General features: G+C 68.5%; 26 protein-coding genes. 1 reads left to right on the top strand and 25 read right to left on the bottom strand.

Translation table 11 applies throughout. The features are described 5' to 3' along the window. Window positions 1-46: 46 nt before the first annotated feature. The 24 genes from LC452_RS18105 to LC452_RS17990 all read right to left on the bottom strand — a co-directional run bounded on the left by LC452_RS18105 (window position 47) and on the right by LC452_RS17990 (window position 22,510). Window positions 47-1,144: a hypothetical protein gene (locus LC452_RS18105; protein ID WP_223627872.1), complete on the bottom strand. Its 1,098-nt coding sequence runs from the start codon at window positions 1,142-1,144 to the stop codon at window positions 47-49. Further along, complete coding sequence (locus LC452_RS18100; RefSeq protein ID WP_223627870.1) at window positions 1,119-1,724, bottom strand: RNA polymerase sigma factor; 606 nt, start codon at window positions 1,722-1,724, stop codon at window positions 1,119-1,121. Before LC452_RS18100 ends, LC452_RS18105 begins: the two co-directional genes overlap by 26 nt. Window positions 1,725-1,765: 41 nt before the next feature. Then, on the bottom strand, window positions 1,766-2,878 hold the full coding sequence (locus tag LC452_RS18095) for a hypothetical protein (protein ID WP_223627868.1): 1,113 nt from the start codon (window positions 2,876-2,878) through the stop codon (window positions 1,766-1,768). After that, window positions 2,875-3,477 (bottom strand): RNA polymerase sigma factor, encoded by a 603-nt coding sequence (locus LC452_RS18090; RefSeq protein WP_223627866.1) that lies wholly within the window; start codon window positions 3,475-3,477, stop codon window positions 2,875-2,877. Before LC452_RS18090 ends, LC452_RS18095 begins: the two co-directional genes overlap by 4 nt. A 31-nt stretch (window positions 3,478-3,508) precedes the next feature. Next, window positions 3,509-4,108: a GNAT family N-acetyltransferase gene (locus LC452_RS18085; RefSeq protein WP_223627864.1), complete on the bottom strand. Its 600-nt coding sequence runs from the start codon at window positions 4,106-4,108 to the stop codon at window positions 3,509-3,511. A gap of 69 nt (window positions 4,109-4,177) precedes the next feature. Continuing rightward, window positions 4,178-5,098 carry an RluA family pseudouridine synthase gene (locus LC452_RS18080; protein ID WP_223627862.1) on the bottom strand — a complete coding sequence of 307 codons (921 nt, stop codon included), beginning with the start codon at window positions 5,096-5,098 and terminating at the stop codon, window positions 4,178-4,180. Between the two features lie 2 nt (window positions 5,099-5,100). Continuing rightward, the gene (gene lspA, locus LC452_RS18075) at window positions 5,101-5,745 is read right to left on the bottom strand and encodes a signal peptidase II (protein ID WP_223627861.1); all 645 of its coding nucleotides are present in this window, start codon (window positions 5,743-5,745) and stop codon (window positions 5,101-5,103) included. 9 nt (window positions 5,746-5,754) lie between these two features. Next, window positions 5,755-6,369 (bottom strand): DivIVA domain-containing protein, encoded by a 615-nt coding sequence (locus LC452_RS18070; RefSeq protein ID WP_223627859.1) that lies wholly within the window; start codon window positions 6,367-6,369, stop codon window positions 5,755-5,757. Between the two features lie 151 nt (window positions 6,370-6,520). Next, a complete protein-coding gene (locus LC452_RS18065) occupies window positions 6,521-6,817 on the bottom strand; it encodes a YggT family protein (RefSeq protein WP_136056530.1) in 297 nt (98 codons plus the stop codon). A 3-nt stretch (window positions 6,818-6,820) separates the two neighbouring features. Continuing rightward, window positions 6,821-7,300, bottom strand: a complete 480-nt coding sequence (locus LC452_RS18060) for a cell division protein SepF (protein WP_223627857.1) — start codon at window positions 7,298-7,300, stop codon at window positions 6,821-6,823. Window positions 7,301-7,342: 42 nt separating this feature from the next. Then, complete coding sequence (locus LC452_RS18055) at window positions 7,343-8,044, bottom strand: YggS family pyridoxal phosphate-dependent enzyme (RefSeq protein WP_223627855.1); 702 nt, start codon at window positions 8,042-8,044, stop codon at window positions 7,343-7,345. After that, window positions 8,041-9,186: a cell division protein FtsZ gene (gene ftsZ / locus LC452_RS18050; RefSeq protein WP_223627853.1), complete on the bottom strand. Its 1,146-nt coding sequence runs from the start codon at window positions 9,184-9,186 to the stop codon at window positions 8,041-8,043. The genes LC452_RS18055 and ftsZ overlap by 4 nt, the downstream gene beginning before the upstream one ends. A gap of 182 nt (window positions 9,187-9,368) precedes the next feature. Then, window positions 9,369-10,307 (bottom strand): FtsQ-type POTRA domain-containing protein, encoded by a 939-nt coding sequence (locus LC452_RS18045; RefSeq protein WP_223627851.1) that lies wholly within the window; start codon window positions 10,305-10,307, stop codon window positions 9,369-9,371. A gap of 2 nt (window positions 10,308-10,309) precedes the next feature. Beyond that, window positions 10,310-11,710 (bottom strand): UDP-N-acetylmuramate--L-alanine ligase, encoded by a 1,401-nt coding sequence (gene murC / locus LC452_RS18040; protein ID WP_223627849.1) that lies wholly within the window; start codon window positions 11,708-11,710, stop codon window positions 10,310-10,312. A 40-nt stretch (window positions 11,711-11,750) separates the two neighbouring features. Continuing rightward, window positions 11,751-12,827, bottom strand: coding sequence for a glycosyltransferase (locus LC452_RS18035; RefSeq protein ID WP_223627847.1), 1,077 nt, complete (start codon window positions 12,825-12,827; stop codon window positions 11,751-11,753). Beyond that, the gene (gene ftsW / locus LC452_RS18030; RefSeq protein ID WP_223627845.1) at window positions 12,824-14,029 is read right to left on the bottom strand and encodes a putative lipid II flippase FtsW; all 1,206 of its coding nucleotides are present in this window, start codon (window positions 14,027-14,029) and stop codon (window positions 12,824-12,826) included. The genes LC452_RS18035 and ftsW overlap by 4 nt, the downstream gene beginning before the upstream one ends. Further along, window positions 13,998-15,533 (bottom strand): UDP-N-acetylmuramoyl-L-alanine--D-glutamate ligase, encoded by a 1,536-nt coding sequence (gene murD / locus LC452_RS18025; protein ID WP_223627843.1) that lies wholly within the window; start codon window positions 15,531-15,533, stop codon window positions 13,998-14,000. Before murD ends, ftsW begins: the two co-directional genes overlap by 32 nt. Continuing rightward, the gene (gene mraY / locus LC452_RS18020; protein ID WP_223627841.1) at window positions 15,523-16,629 is read right to left on the bottom strand and encodes a phospho-N-acetylmuramoyl-pentapeptide-transferase; all 1,107 of its coding nucleotides are present in this window, start codon (window positions 16,627-16,629) and stop codon (window positions 15,523-15,525) included. The genes murD and mraY overlap by 11 nt, the downstream gene beginning before the upstream one ends. Continuing rightward, window positions 16,626-18,038, bottom strand: coding sequence for a UDP-N-acetylmuramoyl-tripeptide--D-alanyl-D-alanine ligase (gene murF, locus LC452_RS18015; RefSeq protein ID WP_223627839.1), 1,413 nt, complete (start codon window positions 18,036-18,038; stop codon window positions 16,626-16,628). The genes mraY and murF overlap by 4 nt, the downstream gene beginning before the upstream one ends. 27 nt (window positions 18,039-18,065) lie before the next feature. Then, window positions 18,066-19,832, bottom strand: coding sequence for a penicillin-binding protein 2 (locus tag LC452_RS18010; protein WP_223627837.1), 1,767 nt, complete (start codon window positions 19,830-19,832; stop codon window positions 18,066-18,068). Window positions 19,833-19,865: 33 nt separating this feature from the next. Continuing rightward, a complete protein-coding gene (locus LC452_RS18005; RefSeq protein ID WP_223627835.1) occupies window positions 19,866-20,432 on the bottom strand; it encodes a hypothetical protein in 567 nt (188 codons plus the stop codon). Next, entirely contained in the window at window positions 20,429-21,367 is a 939-nt protein-coding gene (gene rsmH, locus LC452_RS18000) for a 16S rRNA (cytosine(1402)-N(4))-methyltransferase RsmH (RefSeq protein WP_223627833.1), read from the bottom strand. The genes LC452_RS18005 and rsmH overlap by 4 nt, the downstream gene beginning before the upstream one ends. Before the next feature lie 102 nt (window positions 21,368-21,469). After that, window positions 21,470-21,901 carry a division/cell wall cluster transcriptional repressor MraZ gene (gene mraZ / locus LC452_RS17995; protein ID WP_056418591.1) on the bottom strand — a complete coding sequence of 144 codons (432 nt, stop codon included), beginning with the start codon at window positions 21,899-21,901 and terminating at the stop codon, window positions 21,470-21,472. Window positions 21,902-22,135: 234 nt separating this feature from the next. Then, window positions 22,136-22,510, bottom strand: coding sequence for a DUF3040 domain-containing protein (locus LC452_RS17990; protein WP_223627831.1), 375 nt, complete (start codon window positions 22,508-22,510; stop codon window positions 22,136-22,138). Between the two features lie 97 nt (window positions 22,511-22,607). Here LC452_RS17990 and LC452_RS17985 point away from each other — a divergent pair, with 97 nt between their 5' ends. After that, entirely contained in the window at window positions 22,608-23,696 is a 1,089-nt protein-coding gene (locus tag LC452_RS17985; protein ID WP_223627828.1) for a polyprenyl synthetase family protein, read from the top strand. A 13-nt stretch (window positions 23,697-23,709) separates the two neighbouring features. Here the strand turns inward: LC452_RS17985 and LC452_RS17980 are convergent, their stop codons facing one another. Further along, window positions 23,710-24,069: an Rv2175c family DNA-binding protein gene (locus LC452_RS17980; RefSeq protein ID WP_374197786.1), complete on the bottom strand. Its 360-nt coding sequence runs from the start codon at window positions 24,067-24,069 to the stop codon at window positions 23,710-23,712. Between the last annotated feature and the right edge of the window lie 80 nt (window positions 24,070-24,149).

Genomic DNA, 24,149 nt, shown 5'->3' with positions numbered 1-24,149 from the left:
GCCCCGACACCGAGATCGGTGTCGGGGCTCCGCGGCCCCCTCCGGGCTATGGGACGGAATTGACGATCGAGACCGCGTAGGTGGTCCGGACGTCCGGGATGTTCGCCGGCACCATGTCGCCCTCGGCCCCGTCGGTACGGTCGTATCGCAGGGTGAACTCGGTCACCCATCCCGTCGCCGGGTCGACCACGATCGTTTCGGTACGGGCATCGAAGAGCGACCGGTGGACCTGATATCTCGTCTTCCCGTCATTCGTCACATCGATCTGCGCGAGGCCGCTGAGCTCGAACGCTCCGAGGAAGGCCGCCCGCATATCGGCGGGGGCGATGTTCGACTGGAGAACCCCGATGAAGTCCTCCATGAGACCGTCTTCGACTGCTTCGGGCGACTGCGCATAAGCCGCGACCTGGGTGCGCAGATGATCGAGCAGCGCCTGCGGATCGCGAGGATAGGCCACGTACCCGGCGGTCGACCCGGTCTGCAGGTCACCGTCGCCTGCTTGACCACCCGTGTTCCAGTACCCGGTGACCTCGGAACTCACCGGGTACTGGTTGTCCCATGCGAGCTCACCTGCCGGCCATTGATCCTCCGGGAAGAACTGCACCCGTTCGGCGCTCGGACCATACTCGAAGTACCAGTCGCCCGATCGATCCGCCGGCACGTAGGTCTGACTCCGCTCGCGGGTCAGCAGCCCCGAGATCGGGGGGAAGTCGCCGTGAGCCGGCCAGGAGAAGATGCGCCCATCCCGGTACAACAGGCGCTCGGTGGTGTTCGCCACGTGGAGATACTGGCCCGCCTGCGGCGTCGTCCCGGGGAACGGCTCCGTGATGGTCGTGCCGGAGGTCGGCTCCGGCTTCGGAATCGTCTGTCCGGGCTCACGGGGGTCGGCGGTCGGGGCGGGAATCGCCTCCACCCTCGGCGCAGGCGCCGTCAGCTGGCTGACCACCACGACCCCTGCGGTCACCGCAGCCACTCCGGCCACCGCTCCGGCGATCACGAACATCGGCCGCTTCACGAGGCGCTTGCGCTCCGCGCTCCGGCTGTCGTCGATCCCGTGGAGGAGCCGGAGACGGGCCGCGATGATCCGGTCCTCCGTCAGGCTCGTTCCTGCATTCACGTCACGCACGCGCTCGAAAACGTCCATCGACCGCTCCTTCCTTCTCGTTCACGACTCGTTCTCTGGTGATCGCCCTCGCCGGATCCAACCGCGTCCGCACGCGGTTCATCCGGGATCGGACGGTCCCGATCGGGACGCCCAGGGCGACGGCGACCTCTTCATAGGTCAGATCGCCCCACGCGTAGAGCAGGAGCGTCTCCCGATCCTTCTTCGACAGGGCCGCGATCCGCGGTGCCAGCTCCCGGGTGGAGATCTCCGCATCGAGACGAGCGATCGTCGTCTCGAGATCTCCCTGGGAGATGTGCTCCTCGCGCTGCGCGGACTCCACGCTCGACCGGAAGTGCTTGGCCTCCCGGGCCCGATGCTTCCGGATCAGCCGGGAGGCTATCCCGTACAACCAGGGAAGCGCCGAGTCCCAGGACGTGTCGAACGACTTCCGTCGTGCGAACGCGACCAGGAACGTCTCACTGAGGATGTCCTCGCCCGCATCGGGGCCGAGACGGCGGGCCGCGTAGCCGCCCACCGTCCTGGCGTGCCGATCGAACAGTTCGGCGAAGGCTCGGGGTTGCCCGAGCGACCGCTGAATGATCTCGCTGTCTGTGCTCACACTATGTATTGCCCCGGAGAGCGCAGACGGTTCAATATTCGTCACGGCAGCGAGTCGACGACGCTCACGGTGTAGGTGTACCGCTCATCCGCAAGGGTTGCCGGGATCAAGGGCGACGCGACATCGAGCGTCACCGTCTTCTCGAGAACGAGCCCCGACGAGATGTCGATGGTCACGGTTCGACGACGGATGCCATCGGCACCGGACAGCGCCTGCTCGGCAGCGGAGAAGCTCAGGGTGACGATGTTTCCCTGGGTATCGATGATCTCCGATCCGCCGAGCATGCTCAGCGCACCGTACATCGCCGATCGAACATCGGGTGCCCCGACGTTCGCCGCGAGCAGGTTCACGAGCACCCATCCCACCTTGTAGTCCTGGTCACCCGTCACGGGTCCTTGATTCTGCCTGATCCACGCGATCAACTGGGCTGGGTCACGAGGCATGTCCTGCCAGAAGGCATGCATCGAGAACCCGCTCGAAGTCTCCCAGGGCGGGATCCCGCCTGCGAACAGACTCGGTCCACTCGGCCCACCGATCGCCTGCACATGTTGCGCCGCGAGCGCGGCGGCGTCAGGACCGAACTCCTCCCGGATCTCGATAGGCCCGCCCACGGAATACCAGTCCGACGACGTGTCCGCGGGGACATAGTTGTCCCAGGAGACCGCATCCATCCAGGCGTTGGCGGCGGTCGATCGATCAGTCTGGAACTCTCCTACCCCTGTGTCCGGGTGCTGGTACACCATCTGTTCGGAGTCGGTGTGGACCCTCAGATACTGTCCCGGTGCGACGGTCAGCCCGGCGAAGCTGCTCGCCGATGCCCCTGCCGCGCTGAACGCACCCGAAGCCGTCAACGGCTCCACCGTCGGCTCCGGGGTCGGCTCCACCGACGGCTCCGGCACGACGGTGGGAATCGCTTCGACGCCACCGGTCGTCGGTGCGGTCAGGTTGCCCACGACGAGCACTCCGGCCGTCACCGCCGCCGCAGCGCCCACCAGCCCGGCCGTGATGATCCACGGGCGTCGTGCGGCACGCGATCGCGCCGGCTGCTTCTCGGCGTGGATCTCGGTCAGGAGTCGAGCACGCGCCGCCGAGATGTTCTCGTCGGCTCCGTCGATCTCCGGACGCGTCTGCTGTACTTTCTCGAAAACGTTCATCGGACTCTCCCTGCTGCGCCGTCGGCGTGTGTCTGTGTCTGTGTCTTCACCCGTGCCTGTGCCCGGCGAACCGGATCCAAGCGCTTCCGCACGCGGTTCAACCGCGAACGGACCGTTCCGACCGGGACCCCGAGCGCTGCGGCCACCTCCTCGTATGTCAGCCCCTGCCAGGCGTAGAGCAGGAGAGTCTCGCGATCCTTCGGCGCGAGGGCGGCGATGCGCCCCCGCAGCCCTTCGACCTCGCGCTCCGCGTCGAGCCTGGTCATGGCATCGTCGAGCCCGCCCTCGGAGGAGTGCTCCTCCCCTGAGACCACCGCCGCGAACGAACGCCAGTGCTTCGCCTCCACCGCGCGATGTCGGCGGATCAGTCGTGAGGCGATGCCGAGCAGCCACGGGACGGCCGACTCGACGCCGGTGTCGTAGTCCGCTCGTCGGCGGAAGGCCACGAGGAACGTCTCGCTGAGGACGTCTTCCGCCGTGTGCCGGCCGACCCGATACGTCGCGAAGGAGTTCACCACGCGCGCATGTCGATCGAACAGCTGGGCGAAGGCTGATGGTTGGTCCAGAGACCGTTGGATGATCTCGCTGTCTGTGCTCACGCTGTGTATTGTCCGTACGCCCTCAGAGGGTTCACGTTTTCTTCGACGACTTCTTCGGCTTTCTCAGATCGAGTCTCATCAGCACTCGCGGGAATCCGTCCAACACAGACCCGGTGTCTGCCGCTTTCGTGAAACCCGCGCTCTCGAAGAGACCCCTGGTGCCGACATACGCCATCGTCAGGTTCACCTGCTTCCCTCCGTTGTCGACCGGGTACGCCTCGACCGCGGGCGCACCACGTTTCCTCGCATAGGCGACGGCTCCGTCGATCAACGCGTGCGAGATCCCCTGCTTGCGATGCCCCGGCCGCACGCGAAGGCACCAGAGCGACCACACGTCGAGGTCGTCGACGTGCGGAATGAGCCGGTTCCGGGCGAAGCTCGTCTCGCTGCGGGGATGCAGCGCCGCCCAGCCGACCGGCTCGCCGTCGAGGTACGCGATCACGCCCGGCGGCGGATCCTGGTGGCACAGCTCGCGCACACGATCGGCCCGCTCCGGACCCTTCAGCGCCACGTTCTCCTTGCTGCCGATGCGATAGCTCAGGCAGAAGCAGACGTTCGACGTCGGCTTCTTCGGACCCACCAGCGTCGCGACGTCGTCGAACTCGGTGGCCGGACGCACCTCGATGCTCATGCGCCCAGTGTGGTCCACGCCAACGACATCGCGCGCTTCGACAGGCTCAGCGACCCAAGCCCGTGCGGGCTATTCTCCGCGCAGCACGTCGAGCGCGTGCTGGAAGTCCGCAGGATACGGAGACTCGAACTGCACCCACTCGCCCGTGGCCGGGTGAGTGAACGCCAGCTGATGCGCATGCAGCCACTGCCGGGTCAGGCCGAGGCGGGCGGACAGCGTCGGATCGGCGCCGTAGAGCGGATCGCCGACGCACGGATGCCGATGCGCGGCCATGTGCACGCGGATCTGGTGCGTGCGGCCGGTCTCGAGATGGATCTCGAGCAGTGACGCACCCGGGAACGCCTCGAGCGTCTCGTAGTGCGTCACGGAGGGCTTGCCGTCCGGCACGACCGCGAACTTCCAGGAGTGGTTGGGGTGACGGCCTATCGGAGCCTCGATCGTGCCCGCGAGCGGATCCGGATGACCCTGCACCACCGCGTGGTAGATCTTCTCGACCGTGCGCTCCTTGAAGGCATGCTTCAGAGCCGTGTACGCGGTCTCGGTCTTGGCGACGACCATCAGGCCGCTCGTACCGACGTCGAGGCGGTGAACGACGCCCTGCCGCTCGGCCGCACCGCTGGTCGCGATCCGGAACCCGGCGGCCGCGAGAGCGCCGATGACGGTCGGCCCCTCCCACCCGACTGACGGATGAGCGGCGACACCAGACGGCTTGTCGACCACGACGATGTCGTCATCGTCGTAGACGATACCGAGCTCGGGAACCGCGATCGGAATGATGCGCGGCGCCTCCTTCGGCTGCCATTCGACCTCGAGCCACGCGCCGCCGCGCAGGCGGTCGGACTTGTCGAGCGTCACGCCGTCGAGCTGCACTCCCCCGGCCGTCGCCACATCGGCGGCGAAAGTGCGGGAGAAGCCGAGCATGCGCGCGAGGGCCGCGTCGACGCGCTCCCCGTCCATGCCGTCAGGGACGGGGAGGGACCGCGACTCCACGGTCAGCGACCGTCCGACGGAGCAGCGGCGTCGTCCGTCTCCGCCTCGTCAGCGACGGCGACCGAGGCAGCCTCGGGCTCATCGGCGGCGACGGCAGCAGCCTCCGCCTCCTCTTCGGTCTCGACTGTCGCGTGGTCCCGCTCACGGGTGCCGTCGAAACGAAGCCCGAGCACGACGAGCAGAGCGACCGAGATCATGCCCGTCACGATGAAGATGTCGGCCACGTTGAAGATCGCGGGCATCATCCACGGCATCGAGATCATGTCGACGACGTGACCGTTGCCGAAGCCCGGCTCGCGGAAGAGACGATCGGTGAGGTTGCCCAGGACTCCGCCCAGCAGAGCGCCGAGCACGACGGCCCACCACCGCGAGCGGAGGTTGAACGCCTTCCAGATGATGACGAGGGCGACCACGCTCAGGGCGATGGTGAAGATCCACGTCACTCCGCTGCCGAGCGAGAAGGCCGCGCCGGAGTTGCGGATGTAGTACAGCTGAAGGAACTCGCCGAGCACGGGCACGACCTCGTGAAGAGGCAGGTGCTCGATCGTGAGGTACTTCACAAACTGATCGGCGGCCAGCACGAGCGCTGCGAGAATCGCAACGATCGCACCGGCCGCCGACCGACGAAGGGGACGGCGTCCTGACAAGAGGGCGCCTTACAGACCGATCGCGGAGACCGGCGTGGAGTCCGTGGAAGCCGACTTCTCGTCGAGGTCGCGAAGCTGGCCCTCGATGTAGCCGCGCAGCTGCGAGCGGTAGTCGCGCTCGAAGTTGCGGAGCTCGGTGATACGAGCCTCGAGCGTGTTGCGCTCGCGCTCCAGGCGCGCCGCCTCTTCGCGCTGCTTGGCCTCGGCCTCGCTGCGGATGCGGCCGACCTCGGCCTCGGCGTCGGCGATGAGCTGGTTGCGCTTCGCCTCACCCTCGGCGACGTGCTCGTCGTGCAGACGCTGGGCGAGCTCGATGATGCCGGCGGTCGCGGTCGCGGATCCGGACGGAGCGGGCTCTGCAGCAGCCTCGGCGACGGGGGCCGCAGGGGCCTCGGCGACGACGGGAGCTGCAGGAGCCGCGGCCACGGGCTCGGCGGCCTCAGGGGCGGCGCCCGACTCGTAGGCGGCCAGCTTGGCCTTCAGCTCGGCGTTCTCTTCGAGGGCCTTGCGCCACTCGATGACGATCTCGTCGAGGAAGTCGTCCACCTCGTCAGGGTCGAAGCCGTCCTTGAAGCGGACGTGCTGGAACTGCTTGGTGACGACGTCATCCGGGGTAAGTGCCATGATGGCTCCTCTTTCGATGAGTTCGGTTGCCAACTTGGAGTATGGCGTGGTCGTGATGTGGCGCGAACCCGGGGCGCGCACCTCGGTGCCAGCATAGTCCCCGCGCCTTTGCGTCGCGATGTCACGACACCCGGAGCGCGAGAACTCGCGATCAGAAGAACAGCCCCACGATGTTCATCAGGATGAGCACGATGAGCAGTGTGAGGGCGAACCCGAAGTCGAGCGACAGCGAGCCGATCCGCAGCGGCGGGATGATCCGCCGGAAGAACCGGATCGGCGGATCGGTGAGCGTGTACGCCGCCTCAGCGAGGACGAGCCCGAAGCCCTTCGGACGCCACTCCCGATTGAACATCGGGATGTAGTCGAGGATCAGGCGTGCGAAGAGCACGAAGATGTAGAGCAGCAGCACCAGGTGAACGATGCTGGCGACGACGGAGACCAGCTCCACGGGCTACGACTGGTCGAAGCCCGCAGACTCGGCGTCTGCGTGCGCGATTCCCCCGTGGCCCGACACCGCGATGTTCTCCGGCGACAGCAGGAAGACCTTCGACGTGACGCGCTCGATGCGGCCGTACAGACCGAGGGAGAGGCCGCTGGCGAAATCGATCAGACGACGCGCGTCGGCGTCGCTCATCTGGGAGAGGTTGATGATGACCGGAACGCCCTCGCGGAAGCTCTCCGCGATCAGCTGCGCGTCGCGGTACTGCTTCGGGTGCACGGTGAGGATCTCGTTGACCGTGCCGGCGGACGGCTGGCGAACGGCGACCGGTCGGCGCAGCGGGGTGACGGGAGCCGGAGCCGGCTCATCACGATCGCGATCGCGGTCGCGCTCTCGGTTGGCGCGGGCCGGAGCCTGCGTCTCCTCCTCGTAGACCTCTTCCTCGTCAGCGAGGCCGAGATACACCATGGTCTTCTTCAGCGGGTTACCCATCGTGTCCTCCGGTTCGAACGTTTGGGGTGGTCTTTTCACAGGTTAACCCCGGTCGGGCCGGGGTCCGGTGATTGCGGAGCCGATCCGCAGGTGTGTCGCGCCTGCGGCGATGGCCTCGACGAAGTCGCCGGTCATACCGGCGGAGATCCAGGTGGCCGACGGCTCGACCGCGCGGATCTCGTCGGAGACGGTGCGGAGGCGCGTGAAGGCCGACGCGGGCTCCTCGTCGAGCGGTGCCACAGCCATGACGCCTCGAAGGCGCAGCGACGGCAGCGCGAGCACATGCTCGGCCAGCGCACGCGCCTGCTCCGGCACGACACCGCCTCGCCCCGCGTCGTCGGTGAGGTTGACCTGCACGAGGACGTCGAGCACGTCGTCATCCACCGCCGCGCGATGCAGCGCGTCGGCGAACCGGTCGCGATCGACCGAGTGCACGACGTCGGCGCTCCGACGGATGGCGGATGCCTTGTTCGTCTGTCCCTGACCGATGAAATGCCAGCGGAGGTCGAGCGCCGAGAGCTCCGCCTGCTTGGCCGAGAGCTCCTGCTGCCGATTCTCGCCCACATCGGCCACGCCGAGAGCGTGCAGCTCCTCCACGAGCGAGGCAGGGTGGAACTTCGTCACCACGATCCTGCTGATCTCCGCAGGGTCGCGACCGGCATCGCGCGCGGCGTCGGCGATGCGTTCATCGATCGCCGACAGCCGCGCGGCCAGGCTCGACTGCTCGTCGGCCTCCGAGGTCACTTCAGGAATTCGGGGATGTCGATGTCGTCGTCGACGAAGGCCGGCTCGATGCTCGTGGCCGGCACGCGCTGCTGCACGGGCGCGGGCTCCGAGCTCTCGCTCTTCGCGGGCTCCGCGTCGTCCGAGAGGGCGACCTCGGGCAGCGTCGTGGCGGCGGGCCGCGACACCACCATCGGGTCGAGCCGCAGCGACGGCTCGCCGCCGTCGAATCCGGCCGCGATCACGGTCACGCGCACCTCGTCGCCGAGCGTGTCGTCGATGACCGTACCGAAGATGATGTTCGCCTCGGGGTGCGCGGCCTCCTTGACGAGGTCGGCGGCGTCGTGGATCTCGAAGATGCCGAGGTTCGAGCCACCCTGGATCGAGAGCAGCACGCCGTGCGCACCTTCGATGCTCGCCTCGAGCAGCGGCGACTCGACAGCCAGCTCGGCGGCCTTGATCGCACGGTCGGCGCCGCGCGCGGAGCCGATGCCCATGAGCGCGGATCCCGCACCCTGCATCACCGACTTGACGTCGGCGAAGTCGAGGTTGATCAGACCGGGGGTCGTGATGAGATCCGTGATGCCCTGCACACCGGCGAGCAGCACCTGGTCGGCGGTCGCGAAGGCTTCGATCATCGAGATGCCGCGGTCGCTGATCTCGAGGAGTCGGTCGTTCGGCACCACGATGAGGGTGTCGACTTCTTCCTTGAGCTTCGCGACGCCGGCCTCGGCCTGGCTCTGGCGGCGGCGACCCTCGAACGAGAACGGCTTGGTGACGACACCGATCGTGAGCGCGCCGATCGACTTGGCGATCCGCGCGACGACAGGAGCGCCACCGGTTCCGGTTCCACCACCCTCGCCGGCGGTGACGAAGACCATGTCGGCTCCGGTCAGCGCCTGCTCGATCTCTTCGGCGTGGTCCTCGGCAGCACGTCGGCCCACCTCGGGGTCGGCGCCGGCACCGAGTCCGCGGGTCAGTTCGCGACCCACGTCGAGCTTGACGTCGGCGTCGCTCATCAGCAGCGCCTGCGCGTCGGTGTTCACGGCGATGAACTCGACTCCGCGGAGGCCGAGGTCGATCATGCGGTTCACGGCGTTGACGCCGCCACCGCCGACGCCGACGACCTTGATCACGGCGAGGTAGTTCTGGTTCTGGCTCATGGCCGGCCTCCGATTAGTCGAGCCTTGCGTTCGTAGTCGAGAAGGTGTGAGGGTGAACCTTAAACCTCAACTAGAGGTGTAAAGTATTTCCCGGTATTGCGTTCCCTGAATCGAAGGTAAGCGCCGCATGCCCGCGCGCCCGCAGCGACACGGGCGTGTCGCGCCATTCCCGCCGAAAGCGGTCAGCCGACGACGGCGACTTTGGGGGATGTGACGTCGATCGATGCGGCGTTCGGATTCTGCATCATCGTCGTTGACAGCACGACGGCCTTCAGAGCCGACTCCTCCGCGCTCCCCCAGACGACGGTGAGACCGGTGCTCAGGGTGAGCGTCACATCATCGGCCGTGGTGGCGGTGACCCCCGTGAGCGCCGCTCGGACGTCGGCGGGGAGCGCCCGGACCACGAGTCCTGCGCTCTCGAAGGCCGGCGAATCGACGCCGCCGTCGACGTCGACGAGCGGCTGCCCCTCGGGCTGGTCCGAGGTCGTGGCCAGCGCGACGCCCGCGGCATCCACCAGCGTGTATCCGGCATCCGAGCGGATGACGCCGATCGGCGTGCGCTCCAGGATGCGCACCGTCAGGTCGTGCGGCGGTCGCGCCTCGAGCGCGTAGGTCTCGATGAGCGGGAAGGCCAGCAGCGCCGCCTTCACCTCGCTCGTGTCGACCAGGGCCAGCGGGGTGCCGAGCTGGTCGGCGAGGGCGGCCTCGAGCACGGCGGGGTCGAGCGTCGTGGCTCCGGCCACCGTGATCTTCTCGACCGCGAACAGCGGACTGTACGCGGCGGCGACGCTCCCGCCGATGAGCAGGATCACGGCGCCGATGCTGCTGAGCCAGATGATCCGCCGCCTCCGGGACCGCTGGGTGAACCGACGGATCTCCGCCCGCAGCGCCTTGCGCCGAGCGCGCGCCGCACGCCACACGTCCCTGGTCGATGTCGGCTGCGGCTCCTGGTCACCGATGGGCGGGGTCGGGGGCGGATCGGACCCGATCGTCCCGTCCGCGACAGCCGCGCCGTCCGCCTCTGCACCCTGGCCGCGACGCGGACGCGCCGTCGCCTCCGGCGCGGCATCCTTCTGCCCCTTGCTCTCCGGGGCGGTCGGAAGCGGTGCGGGCCGACGCATGGCTAAGCCTCGTCGGTCCGGCGCAGCGACTCCAGCACCTGCGGGATGATCTGGTAGACGTTGCCGCACCCGAGGGTGATGACGAAGTCCCCGTCACGCGCGACGGTGGCGGTGTAGTCGGCGGCCTGCTGCCAGTCCGCGACGTAGTGGACGTGTCCCTGGTCGCGGAACGCGTCGCTGACCAGTTCTCCGGTCACGCCGGGTACCGGATCCTCGCGGGCGCCGTAGACGTCGAGCATCACCGTGTGGTCGGCGAACTCCTCGAGCACGTCGGCGAACTCCTGGAACATGTGCTGCGTGCGCGAGTACGTGTGCGGCTGCTGGATCGCGATGATCCGGCCCGGTCCCGAGATGCTCCTCATGGCCTCGAGCGCGGCGCGGACCTCGGTCGGGTGGTGCGAGTAGTCGTCGTACACGGTGACCCCGCGTTCCACGCCGTGCTGCTCGAGGCGGCGCACCGTGCCCGCGAAGCCCTCGACGGCACGCACGGCATCGGTCAACGGGTGGCCGAGAGACCGCAGCACCGCGACGGCTCCGGCGGCGTTGATCGCGTTGTGCACGCCGGGGACGGCGAGCTGCATGCGCACGCTCTCCCCCGCGTGGGTCAGGGTCGCGGCGACGGGACCCGCCGCCACGATGTCCGTGACGCGGAGATCCGCATCCTCGGCCTGGCCGAAGGTGATGACGTTGTCGTGCGAGAGCCCGGCGCTGACGCGCAGCGCTCCGGGGTCGTCGCTCGAGATCACGACCGCCTCGGACGCGGCATCCGCGAAGCGCACGAACGCATCGTGGAAGGCCTCGTCCGAGCCGTAGTGGTCGAGATGATCCGGGTCGACGTTCGTGATCAGCGCGACCGCGGTGTCGTACAGCAGGAAGGTGCCGTCCGACTCGTCGGCCTCGATGACGAACAGGTCGCCGCTGCCGGTGGCGCTCGACGTGCCGAGCTGCTCGATCACGCCGCCGTTCACGAAGTGGGGGTCGGCACCGAGCTCACGGAGCGCGGTGACGATCATGCCGGTGGACGTGGTCTTGCCGTGCGCGCCGGCGACCGAGACGAGCCGACGGGAACCGATGAGCCAGTGCAGCGCCTGCGAGCGGTGGATGACGTGCAGCCCGCGCTCCTTCGCCGTGACGAACTCGGGGTTCTCGGGCCAGATCGCTCCGGTGTGCACGACGGTGTCGGCATCGCCGAGGTACGCCGCGTCGTGGCCGACGTGCACCGTCGCCCCTGCAGCCGCGAGGGCGCGGAGGTTGTCGCTGTCGGCGCGATCTGTGCCGGAGACGCGGATGCCGGCGTCGAGGAACATCCTCGCGAGGCCGCTCATGCCGGAACCGCCGATGCCGATGAAGTGCGCGGAGGTGATCGTCTCGGGGATCGGGAGGGAGAGGTCGGGTCTGATCATGTCGGTCTCAGTCTACTTTTCCTGGGGCGTCTCGACCGCGTCACGCGGCGCCGAGAGCACGGTCCACCAGGGCGATCACGTTGTCGGTGCCGCTGCGGGTGCCGACGTTCTCGGCGGCGACGGCCATCCGCTCGATCCGCGCACGATCGCCCAGCAGGGGTACGACGAGACGCCGCACGGCATCCCCGTCGAAGGTCGCATCGTCGAGCAGCTGCGCGGCTCCGGCGTCGACGGCGGAGGCGGCGTTCAGCCGCTGCTCGCCGTTGCCGACGGAATACGGCACGTACAGGGCGGGGATGCCGAGGGCGCTGACTTCGCTCACGGTCGCAGAGCCGGAGCGCGACACGATCAGATCCGCCAGGGCGAAGGCCAGGTCCATGCGGTCGACATAGCGCCGCAGCGCGTAGCCCGGAACCTCGGGGTCGACCATGTCGCTGCGCTCGCCCGTCACGTGGAGCAGCTGCCATCCGGCGGCGAGGATGTCGCCCCAGGAGTCGGCCATCGCCTCATTCAGCCGCTGAGCGCCGAGCGACCCGCCGAAGACCAGCAGGACGGGACGCTCCGCGTCGAGCCCGAAATGCGCAGCCGCCTCGTCGCGCGTCGCCTGGCGGTCGAGCGCGATGACCTCGCGCCGCAGCGGCATCCCGACGACCTCGCTCCCGCGCAACGGCGTGCCGGCGAAAGCAACCCCGACGCCGGCGGCGGCACGCGCCCCGAGCACATTGGCGAGCCCCGGCTTGGCGTTGGCCTCGTGCACGACGAAGGGCACACGCTCGCGGCGGGCGGCGACGTAGGCGGGCGCCGAGGCGTAACCGCCGAATCCGACGACGATGTCGACGCCATGGGTGCGGATGTGCGCCCGCACCTGGGCGATCGCACGCCGGAAGCGCGCAGGGAACGCCGCGGCCTGGCGATTCGGTCGCCGCGGGAAAGGGACCTTGTCGACGATGAGCAGCTCGTAGCCGCGCTCCGGGACGAGTCGGGACTCCAGTCCCTCCGCGGTTCCGAGGACGAGGACGGAGGCGTCGGGGTCGCGCTCGCGCAGCGCATCCGCGACGGCGAGCAGGGGGTTCACATGGCCGGCGGTGCCACCGCCGGCGAGGAGGTACGAAGTCACCTCGTGACCCTACCGGCTGCGCCTGAGGGCTTCTCCTCCACCGGGAGCGTGCGCGCGAACGCGAGCAGCACGCCGCAGGCGATCAGCACCGCGAGCAGGGCCGTGCCGCCCTGGGACATGAACGGCAGCGGGACGCCCATGACCGGGAAGACGCCGATGACGACACCGATGTTCAGCACGGCCTGACCGACGATCCACACGGTGATGCCGCCGGCGGCCACACGGATGAACGGGTCGGACGTCTTGCGGATGATGTGGAACGCCCCGACGGTGAAGAACGTGAACAGCGCGAGCACCACGATGCAGCCGATCAGACCGAGCTCCTCGCCGACGATCGCGAAGATGAAGTCGTTGCCGGCCGCGGGAAGCCACCCGTACTTCTCCTGCGAGTTGCCGAGACCGAGCCCGAAGATGCCGCCGGACGCCATGCCCCAGATCCCGTGGATCGACTGGTAGCAGTCGGTGTAGTACAGGGACATGTCGTCGCAGGTCGCCGTGATGCGGCGCATCCGGTCCTCGCTCGAGAGCGCGTACGCGAGCACCGCGACGACGCCGAGGATGACCGGGATGATGAACAGCCGGAGCTTCACCCCGGAGAAGAACAGGCATCCCAGGAGGATGAGGACCAGCACCATCGCGGTACCGAGGTCCTTGCCCGCGAGGACGGTGCCGATCGCCAGCGCGCCGACCGGGATGACGGGGATGAAGACGTGATGCCAGGTGCCGAGCATCGTTCGCTTGCGCAGCAGCACGGCCGCGATCCACAGGGCGAGTGCGAGCTTGAGGAACTCGGACGGCTGCAGGGTGAACCCGGCGATCTTGATCCAGTTGCGGTTTCCGCCGTCGGCGATGCCGAGAGGAGTGAACACGAGCATCTGGAGCGCCACGGCACCGAAGAGCGCCGGCCAGGCCATCTTCTTCAGGAACGCGATCGGAAGGCGACTGATGAGGAACATCAGTGGGATGCCGAGCAGGGCGAACACGCCTTGACGCAGCGCGCCGTCCATCGGGCTCGCACCATCGGCGACGGCGGTCGCACTCGTGGCGGACAGCACCATGACGAGACCGAAGAGCGTGAGCAGCAGAGCAGTCGACGCGATGAGCAGGAACTCGGTCGACACCGGTGTGAATCGGCGGCCGAGCGAGACCCGCGCCGCGAGTCCGCCGGACTCAGACCCCGGAGGGCGGGATACCTGCGTCATCGGCGCTCCCCCGGTCGATCCAGTCCCGCACCGCCTCGGCGAAGCGGTGTCCGCGATCCGCGTAGCTGGAGAACTGGTCGAAGGATGCCGCCGCCGGGGCCAGCAGAACTGTGCCCTCGTCGCCGACGACCCCCGCCGCGATCTCCACGACACGGTTCATGACCTGTCCAGTCTCGCCAGCATCCACCTCGAACACCGGGACCACGGGCGCGTGTCGTCGGAATGCCGCGACGACGTCACCCCGTTCCACCCCGATCACGACGGCGGCGCGAGCCGTGGATCCGACGTCGGCGACCAGTTCTGCGATGTCGACACCCTTCAGATCTCCACCCACGATCCACACGGCGCCCGGGTATGCGCGCAGCGAGGATGCCGCCGCGTGAGGGTTGGTCGCCTTGGAATCGTCGACCCAGATCACGCCCGCATGCCGCGCGATGACCTGGATGCGGTGCGCGTCGAGCTCGAAGCGCTGCAGCGCGGCGTGGATCGCGGCGGGCTCCGTGCCGAGCGAGCGCGCGAGCGCGCTCGCGGCGAGGATGTTCTGCACGATGTGCGGAGCGGCGAGCCCGGCGCTGTCGAGATCGGCGATCGTCGTCAGCTCGAGCGCGCTGCGGGCTCGATCGTCGAGGAACGCGCGATCCACGATCAGCCCCTCGACGATGCCGACGTCGCTGGGGCCCGGGATGCCGAGGTCGAATCCGATGGCACGGGCGCCCTCGACGACCTCCGCCTCCTCGACCATGAGCCGAGTGGCGGCATCCGCCTTGTTGTAGACGCAGGCGACCCGGGTGTTCCGGTAGACGACGGCCTTCGCGTCGCGGTACGCCGCCGCGCTCCCGTGCCAGACCAGGTGGTCGTCGGCGAGGTTGAGACACACCGAGGCGTACGGATACAGCTGCCCCTCGGGCCTCGACTGACCGAGGTACCAGAGCTGGTGGCTGGAGAGCTCGACGACGAGCACATCGAATCCCGCGGGGTCGCGCACGGCGTCGAGGACCGGCACACCGATGTTGCCGCACGGCGCGGCGCGGAGGCCGCCCTCGACGAGCAGCGATGCGGTGAGCTGCGTCGTGGTCGTCTTGCCGTTCGTGCCGGTGATGAGCACCCAGTCGGCAGGGGTGCCGTCCGCCCGGAGCACCTTGTCGCGCAGACGCCAGGCCAGTTCGACATCGCCCCAGATCGCGACGTCCGACTCCTGCGCCCAACGGATCAGCGGATGCGACGGCGAGAAGCCCGGGGAGGCGATCACGACGTCGGGTCGGAACTCGACGAGCGACGCCGGCACTTCGGCGAGGGAACCCAGCTCGAGCCGTGCGCCGATCACCGGCAGCAGCCGCTCGTACTCCTCTTCGGCGGACTCGCTGAGCACCAGGACGTCGGAGCCGAGCTCGGCGAGCGTGTCCGCCACCGAGAAGCCCGTCATCGAGAGGCCGAGCACCGCCACGCGGAGCCCGCGCCAATCGGCGTGCCAGCTGGTGAGTGTGCTCAGGCGATCAGCCGACACGCGTGAGCCACTCGACGTAGAACAGGCCGATGGCCGACACCGCGAGGAGGCCGGCGATGATCCACATGCGCACCACGATCGTGATCTCCGACCAGCCGCGCATCTCCAGGTGATGGTGGAAGGGGCTCATGAGGAACAGTCGCTTGCCGCGCGTGATCTTGAAATAGGTCCGCTGCAGGATCACCGAGCCGGACGACAGGACGAAGACGCCGGCGATCACGAGGAGCAGCAGTTCGGTGCGGGTGAGGATCGCCATGGCGGTGATCACACCGCCGATCGCCATCGATCCGACGTCGCCCATGAAGACCTTCGCCTTCGGGGCGTTCCACCAGAGGAAGCCGATCAGTCCCGCGGCGAACGACGCGGCGATGACGGCCAGGTTGAACGGGTCGCGCACCTCGTAGCATCCGCCCAGGGAGCCCGGGTCGCCGCCGATGCAGGGCTGCTTGAACTGCCAGAACGCGATCACGCTGTACGCGCCCACCACGATGACGCCGGCGCCCGCGGCGAGCCCGTCGAGTCCATCGGTCAGGTTGACGCTGTTCGACGTCGCGACGCCGATGACGGCGATCCACGCGAGGTACAGGATCCAGCCGAGGATCACCCCGAACGCGAACAGATCCAGCCAGGTGAAGTCGCGGAACAGTGAGATCGCCCCGCTCGCGGGCGTCTGCCCGAATTTGTTCGGGAAGTTGAGCGCCACGATGCCGAAGGGGACGATGACGAGCAGCTGGCCGATGACCTTGCGCCAGCCGGACAGGCCGAGACTGCGCTGGCTGCGCACCTTCATGTAGTCGTCGATGAAGCCGACCGCGCCGAATCCGACCATCAGCCAGATCACGAGGAGCGCCGACAGCGCCGGCACCTCGCCGCTGACGAAGACCCCGGTGAAGTACCCGATGATCGAGCCGGCGATGAAGATGACGCCGCCCATCGTCGGGGTGCCGCGCTTCGCCTCGTGGCTGGGGTTCTCGACGGCTTCCGGGGTGCGGATGACCTGCCCCCACCCCCACTTCCGGAAGAGCCGGAGGAACACGGGAGTCAGGAACAGGGTGAAGGCGAGCGAGATCGCCGCCGCCATGATGAGAGACCTCACGAGAACAATTCTCCCAGACGATCGCCGAGATGCCGGAGGCCCACGGAATTAGATGACTTCACGAGCACGCGATCTCCGTCGCGGAGCTCCGTGCGGAGGTACTCGAAGGCGGCGTCCTGGTCGGGCAGGTGCACGGCCTCGCTGTCCCAGGAGCCCTCGCCGACCGCGGAGAGATAGAGCCTCCTGGCCTCGGGGCCGACGACGACGATCCGCTGGATGTTCAGGCGCACGGCGAGAAGTCCGATCCGGTCATGCTCCTCCCCTGCGGCCTCGCCGAGTTCGCTCATCGCGCCGAGGACGGCGACCGTGCGCTCCTCGGGGGCGGTGATCTGGGCGAGCGTGCGCAGCGCCGCGGCCATCGAGTCGGGGCTGGCGTTGTAGGCATCGTTGATGATGCGCACGCGATCGTTTCCCAGAGGCTGCATGCGCCAGCGCTCAGCGATCTCGACCGTCTCCAGACGGGCGACGGCATCCGCGAGCGGCACGCCGAGCACGCCGGCCGCCGCGATCGCCGCGAGGGCGTTCGTGATGTGGTGCGCGCCGAGCACGCGCAGGTGCAGCGGGATCCGCTCTCCGCCCGCCTCGATCTCGCAGGTGGTGCCGGATGCCGTGACGACGATGTCGTGGGCCTGCACGTCGGCGGCGCTGCTCTGCCCGAAGCCGACCACGCGCAGACCGCGGTCTCGCGCCAGCTGCTGCATCGCGGCGACACGGGCGTCGTCGATGTTCAGCACCGCTGTGCCCGAGGTCTTCGCCGCGGCGACCAGCTCGGCCTTCGCCTTGGCCGTCTCCTCGATGCCGCCGAAGCCGCCGGCGTGCGCCAAGCCGACCATCAGCACGACCGCGACATCGGGCTCGACGAGTCCCGCGAGGTGCGCGATGCTGCCCGGAGCGGCCGCGCCGAACTCGCTCACCAGGAACCGCGTGCTGTGCGTGAGACGCAGCATGGTGACCGGCGCGCCGACCTCGTTGTTGAAGGAGTTGACGGGAGCGACGGTCTCGCCCTCGTCCTCGAGGATGCGTGCGAGGAAGTTCTTCGTGGTGGTCTTGCCGTTCGATCCGGTGATGCCGACGATGCGGAGGTCGCCGCCGGCGCGCACGCGGGCCACCACGTCCTTGGCGAGGGCGCCCAGAGCCGCGACCGCGTCGGGGACGATGATCTGCGACACGGCGACATCCACGACATGCTCGACGATCGCCAGCGCGGCTCCGGCCTCGACGGCTGCGCCGACGAACCGGTGTCCGTCGGTCTCGGCGCCGGGCTTCGCCACGAAGATCGACCCGGGCACCATGTTCCGCGAGTCCGTGTCGACGACGCCGTCGACGACCGTCGCCGCCGTGTGTTCTCCGGCGACGCGCAGATCACCGCCGACTGCGGCGGTGATCTCAGCGAGCGTCAGGGCGATCATGTCATCTCCGTGCGCGGCTCTCGCCGACTATCCGAATTTGGGAAGGAGCGCGTCCATGGGGATGGTGGACGGCATCACGCGATAGGTCTTCATCACCTGCGTCATCGCCTTCTGGAAGGCGGATGCGGTGGCCGCGGACGATACAACCTTAGTCGGCTCGTCGAGGGTGACCACGACCACGTACTGGGGGTCGTCCACCGGTGCGAAGCCCACCATGCTGGTGTAGTACACCCCGGCCTTGTAGCCGCCGTTGCCGTCGGAGACCTGCGCCGTACCGGTCTTGCTGGTCACCCGGTAGCCCGGCACCTGGATCCGATCGGCGTTGCCGCCCTGGACGGCGACGTTCTCGAGCATCTGCGTGAGCTCCGCGGCCGTCTTCTCGGCCACGACCTGCTGATGCGCGGGGGCATCGGGAGTGACGACGGTGCCGTCGGATCCGGTGCACGACTCGATCAGGGACAGGTCGATCTTCTCGCCGCCGTTCGCGATCGCCTGGTAGGCGCCGGCGAGCTGCGGCGCGGTCACCGTGAAGTACTGGCCGAACGTGGTCGTGTAGAGCGACTGGTTGTCCCAGTCGCTGACGGGGTGCAGGATGCCACCGACCTCGGACGGGAAGCCGAGCGTCTTCTCGCCGACGCCGAACTTCTGCAGGTAGTCGTAGCGGACGTCGGGGCTGACCATCGTGCCGAACTTCGACAGGGCCACGTTGGACGAGTCGATGAGGCCGCCCGCGAGCGTGTAGTTGTACGCCGGGTGGTTGAACGAGTCGTTGATGACCGCGCCGTTGGGGAACGTCTCTCGCGACGACGCGGTGACGGTGCTGAGCGGCGTCAGGCCCGCGCCTTCGATCGCAGCGGCTGCGGTGATGGCCTTGAACGTGGATCCGGGCTCGAAGTCCTTGTGGAAGATCTGGCTGTACCGCGTCTCGGGCGTCGACGAGTCGAGGTCGTTGGGGTCCATCGCCGGCCACTCGGCGGCCGCGCGGATCTTCCCGGTCTTCACCTCGACGACCGTGACCGTGCCGCCCTTCGCGCCCTGCTTCTGCGCCTCTTCGGCGATCATCTGCTGCAGGTACCAGTTGAGGTCGCTGTTGATCGTGAGCTGAACGGTGCCGCCGTTCACGGCATCGACGATGCGCTCACTGCCGGGGATCACGACGCCGTCCTTGCCGATGCGGTAGGACTCCTCGCCGTCGACCGGGGCGAGGCAGCTCTCCTCCATCTGCTCGATGCCGGCCTGCGCCGACCCCGAGTTGTCGAGGAACCCGAGGACGTTGCCCGCGACGGCGCCGTTCGGGTAGACACGCGTCTCCCTGGCCTCGAAGTGCAGGTACGAGAGCTTCAGGTCCCGGAGCTCGATGTACTGCTCGGTGGTGAGCGACTTCTTCAGCGGCGCGTACTGGCTCTCGGCGTCCGCGGCCAGGGCGTCGGCCACGATGGTGCGCACCTCGTCACCGGTCTGCCCTGTGACCGCGGCGATCTTCTCGGACGCTTCGGCCCATGGCAGCTCGGGATCGTTGTCCTCGAGGAGCATGATCACCTTGGGGCTGAGCTGCGCGTCGTAGACCATCACGCTCGAGGCGAGCACCGTGCCGCCGGAGTCGACGATCGAGCCGCGCTGTCCGGAGATCTTGTCACCGGCGCCGAGGTGCTGGAGCGAGTCGGAGACGTGCTCGTCGGCGCTCACCACCTGGATGTCGACGAGTCGCACCACGAAGGTCGCCAGCACCGTGAGGATGACGGCGAGGGCGACGACGGTGCGTCGCCGGGGGCCGCGGGTGGCTCTTGTCGTCATGCGATCTCTCCGTCGATCGGTGCAGTCGGAAGGTCAGTGGGTGGTCGGGCTCGGAAGCCCGTCGGTGATGGCGGGAGGGAGGTCCTGCGTGGTCGGGACGGTGGTGCCGTCCTCGGCCACCGGGGTCTCGGGCGGCGGCGCGGTGATCAGCGCGTTGCCGACCGCGCCGGCGCCCGCCGGATCGACGGTCGACGTCCAGTCCGCGCCGGCACCGGTGCCGAACACGGCCCCGTCGCTCAGGCGGAGGTAGGAGGGAGAGCCGGCCACGACCATGCCGAGGCCCGCCGCCCCGGTCGCGAGCACCTGCGGGGAGCTCAGTCCGGTCAGTTCCTCCTGGAGCGCGTGCGTGCGCAGGTCGAGTTCGCGCTGCTGCGAGGCGAGGTCCGCCAGCGCGAACGAGTCCTGCGTGATCGCGAGGGACAGTCCGATCTGAGCGGCGCCGATCGCGAGGGCTCCCCCGAGCGCGATGAGGGCGTAGGCGAGCTTGGGCTTGCGGCGCGCCGTCGTGCGGGTGACGGGCTGCAGACGGCGCTGCGGCGTGCGTGCGGGTGCCGGTGCGACCGGCTGGACCGTCGTGCGGACGGTGGCGTTCAGGCTCATGCGCTCTCCCGCAGTTTCTCGGTGGCGCGCAGGCGCACCGGGATCGCACGCGGGTTGCGTGCCCGCTCGTCGTCGTCGGCGAGCTCGGCGCCCTTGGTGATGATGCGGAAGCGCGGAGCGTGCTCGGGGAGCTCGACCGGCAGTCCGGCCGGAGCGGTGGAGGCGGATGCTGCGGCGAACGCCTGCTTGACGAGGCGGTCCTCCAGCGACTGGTACGACATCACGACGATGCGGCCGCCGACGCTCAGGGCATCCATGGCCGACGGGATCGCATCGGCGAGCACGTTCAGTTCGGTGTTGACCTCGATGCGCAGCGCCTGGAAGACCCGCTTCGCCGGGTGACCGGCGCGCTGGGCCGCCGCCGGGGTCGCGGCCTGGAGGATGTCGACGAGCTCACCGGAGCGGGTGATCGGCTTCTTCTGCCGTGCCTCGATGATGAAGCGCGCGTACCTTCCTGCGAGCTTCTCCTCGCCGTAGCGCTCGAAGATGCGACGCAGGTTGCCTTCGCTGTAGGTGGCGATCACGTCGGCGGCGGTGACGCCGTTGGTCTGATCCATCCGCATGTCGAGCGGAGCGTCCTTCGAGTACGCGAATCCGCGCTCGGCCTCGTCGAGTTGCAGCGAGGAGACACCGAGGTCGAAGAGGATGCCGGCTGCGCCCTGCGCATGCAGGCCGATCTCGTCGTAGACGGTGTGGACGAGGGTGATGCGATCTGCGAAACGAGCGAGACGCTCCCCGGCGATGCGGAGAGCGTCCGTGTCCCGGTCGAGTCCGACGAGCCGGATGCGGGGGAAGCGCTCGAGGAGCGCCTCGGAGTGGCCGCCCATGCCGAGGGTGGCGTCGACGAGGACGGCTCCGTCGGCCTGGAGGGCGGGAGCGAGCAGCTCGACGCAGCGGTCGAGCAGGACGGGGGTGTGGATATCGCGGAGGTTCATGATCTTTCTCGGGGTGACCTTCGGCTCTGATCCCCCTCCGCTTCGCGACCCGGCACCGGGGAAGTGTGTCGGGGCGGGAGCGGCGGGGCATCACAGCCGTGGTCAGAAGAGTCCCGGAATCACCTCCTGCTCGAGATCGGAGTAGGTCTCCTCACCGGCGGCGAGGTAGGCGTTCCAGCTCTCGGCATCCCAGATCTCGGCGTGGGCGCCGACTCCGGTGACGATGAGCTCTTTCTGCAGGCCCGCGTACTGACGCAGGTGGGCGGGGATGGTGATGCGGTTCTGACTGTCGGGCATCTCCGCACTCGCACCGGAGAGGAACAGACGCATGAAGTCACGCGCCTGCTTGTTGGCGAGCGGCGCCTGACGGATCCGCTCGTGCATGGTCTCGAACTCGGCCGTGCTGAACACGTAGAGGCAGCGTTCCTGGCCACGCGTGACGACGATGCCGCCGCCGAGGTCTTCGCGGAACTTCGCGGGAAGGATGACCCGTCCTTTGTCGTCCAGCTTCGGAGAATGCGTTCCCAGCAACATCGGCCATCACCCCCTCTGCGTCCGGCCAACTCGAGGTGCGCCCCACTTTACTCCACTTTCCTCCACAAACCTACGATGAATCGCGTCCTCTCCTCCCCGCCACCATCTGGGCGCGCCGATGAGCCGCGGAATTCCGCGGTGGAGGAGGGTGGAGGGAAAGTGGAGGGTTCGGGGCGTGAATGCAGAAAAGCCCGGATGCTCAGCATCCGGGCTTTCGAGAGAGTGGTGGCGGGGTCAGCGCCCGTCTTGGCGGCGGTCCCAGCGGTCGTTCATGCGGTCCATGAAGGAGGCGGAACTCGGCTGCTTCGAGGCTGAGCGCTCACGGGGTGCTGCGGGCGTCGTCCGCCGCACCGGCGTCACGGCGACCATGACACCCGCGAGCATCGCGGCGAAGCCGACGACGCCGATCACGATGCCCCACACGTCGCCGACGATGACACCGGCCACGAGGCCGCCGACACCGGCGAGGAGGAGGAGGGCGCCATAGACGAGGTTGCGATAGCTGAGTGCTCGATCGCCCGACGGCGCGCTCACGACGTCGGCGTCGTTATGGAGGAGATGGCGTTCCATCTCATCGAGCAGACGTTGCTCCTGTTCGGAGAGTGGCATTTCGTCCCCCTCGGGTATGCGGCTTCTCATTCTACGCGCGACGAGGCGTCCGGGGCTAGCTGATCGGCCCCCCTTTGCTTTACGTATGCTGGGAGTCGTGTCGTCCCCCTCCCCTGTGCCCGACGCCGTCGCCGCCCGTCTGGACCGCTTCCTCGCCCTGATGCGTGCCGAGTCCGCCGATTACGGCGACGAGGCCGCAACGTTCCTCGATGCCGCGGCACGAACGCTGGACGGCGGGAAGCGCCTCCGGGCCCGCTTCTGCCACGCCGGCTGGCGCGCCGTGGCGCGGTTCGGCGACCGTCACGCCGCCGAGGCCGATGCGCTGTGGGACACGTGCGCCGCGTTGGAGATCTTCCAGTCGGCGGCGCTCGTCCACGACGACATCATCGACAACTCCGACACCCGTCGTGGCCGGCCGGCGGCGCACCGCGCGCTCGAGGCGTCGCACCGGGAGCACGGATGGTCCGGCGATGCCGAGTCCTTCGGCCGAGCCTCCGCCGTGCTGCTCGGCGACCTGCTCGTGGCCTGGAGCGACGACCTGCTGGAGTCGGCTCTGGAAGGACACCCGCACGCACGTGCGGTGCGGCGGGAGTACGCCCGGATGCGCCGCGACGTCACGACGGGGCAGTTCCTCGACATCGCCGAGGAATCCGCCTGGAGCGTCAACGACCGGAGTCTGCACGCCGAGCGCGCGCTGCGCGTGGTGTCGCTCAAGTCCGCCCGCTACAGCATCGAGCAGCCCCTCGCGCTCGGCGGTGCACTCGCCGGCGCCGACGACGATCAGATGGCGGCGCTCCGGCGCTTCGGACACCCGATCGGGATGGCATTTCAGCTGCGCGACGACATCCTCGGCGTCTTCGGAGACTCGTCCGTCACCGGCAAGCCCGCCGGTGACGACCTGCGGGAGGGAAAGCGGACGGTTCTCGTCGCGCTCACCAGGGAGGGCCTCGACACCTCGGCGAGGAACCTCCTCGACGAGATGCTCGGCGACCCCGAGCTCACCGCGCAGCAGGTCTCGTTCCTGCAGGCGACCATCGCCGACTCCGGCGCCCTGGAGCGGGTGGAGGCCATGATCGCCGAGTACGCGCGCGAAGCGGATCGAGCGCTCTCGGGCGCGCGGCTCGACAATGCGTCGGTCGGCGAGCTGCGGGATCTCGCTCGCGCAGCGACGGTGCGCTCGGCCTGAGGCCGGACGCCGGTCAGGCCAGCGTGCGGGCCAGGCGGCGCACCGCGCTCTTGTGACCGTCGAGAAGGGCGGCGATCGGCGAACGGCCGAGGCTCTCCTCCTCTTCCAGCAGCCAGTCGATGAGTTCGTCGTCGGTGAACCCGGCATCCTGCAGCACGATGATCGTCCCGCGCAGAGAACTGAGCGGATGCCCGTCGACGATGAAGATCGCGGGAACCGCGAAGGCGCCGTTGCGGCGCGAACCGACGAGGTAGTGCTCGTCGATCAGGCGACGGACGCGACCGAGCGGCACATCCAGCACCTCGACCAGGTCGGGCATCGTCAGCCAATCGACAGCAGGGTTCTCCACAACGTTCTCAGACACGTTGCCCACTATCTCATCTCCGATCGGATGCCGCATGTCGACACTCCAGTCACATCCTTCACTTCAGTCACTTCTGTTGACTTCTGTTT

This window comes from Microbacterium sp. EST19A, from assembly GCF_019969685.1.
Classification (GTDB): Bacteria; Actinomycetota; Actinomycetes; order Actinomycetales; family Microbacteriaceae; genus Microbacterium.
The sequence above is the reverse complement of the archived record's forward strand: the minus strand, read 5'-3'. Positions and strand labels throughout refer to the sequence as shown.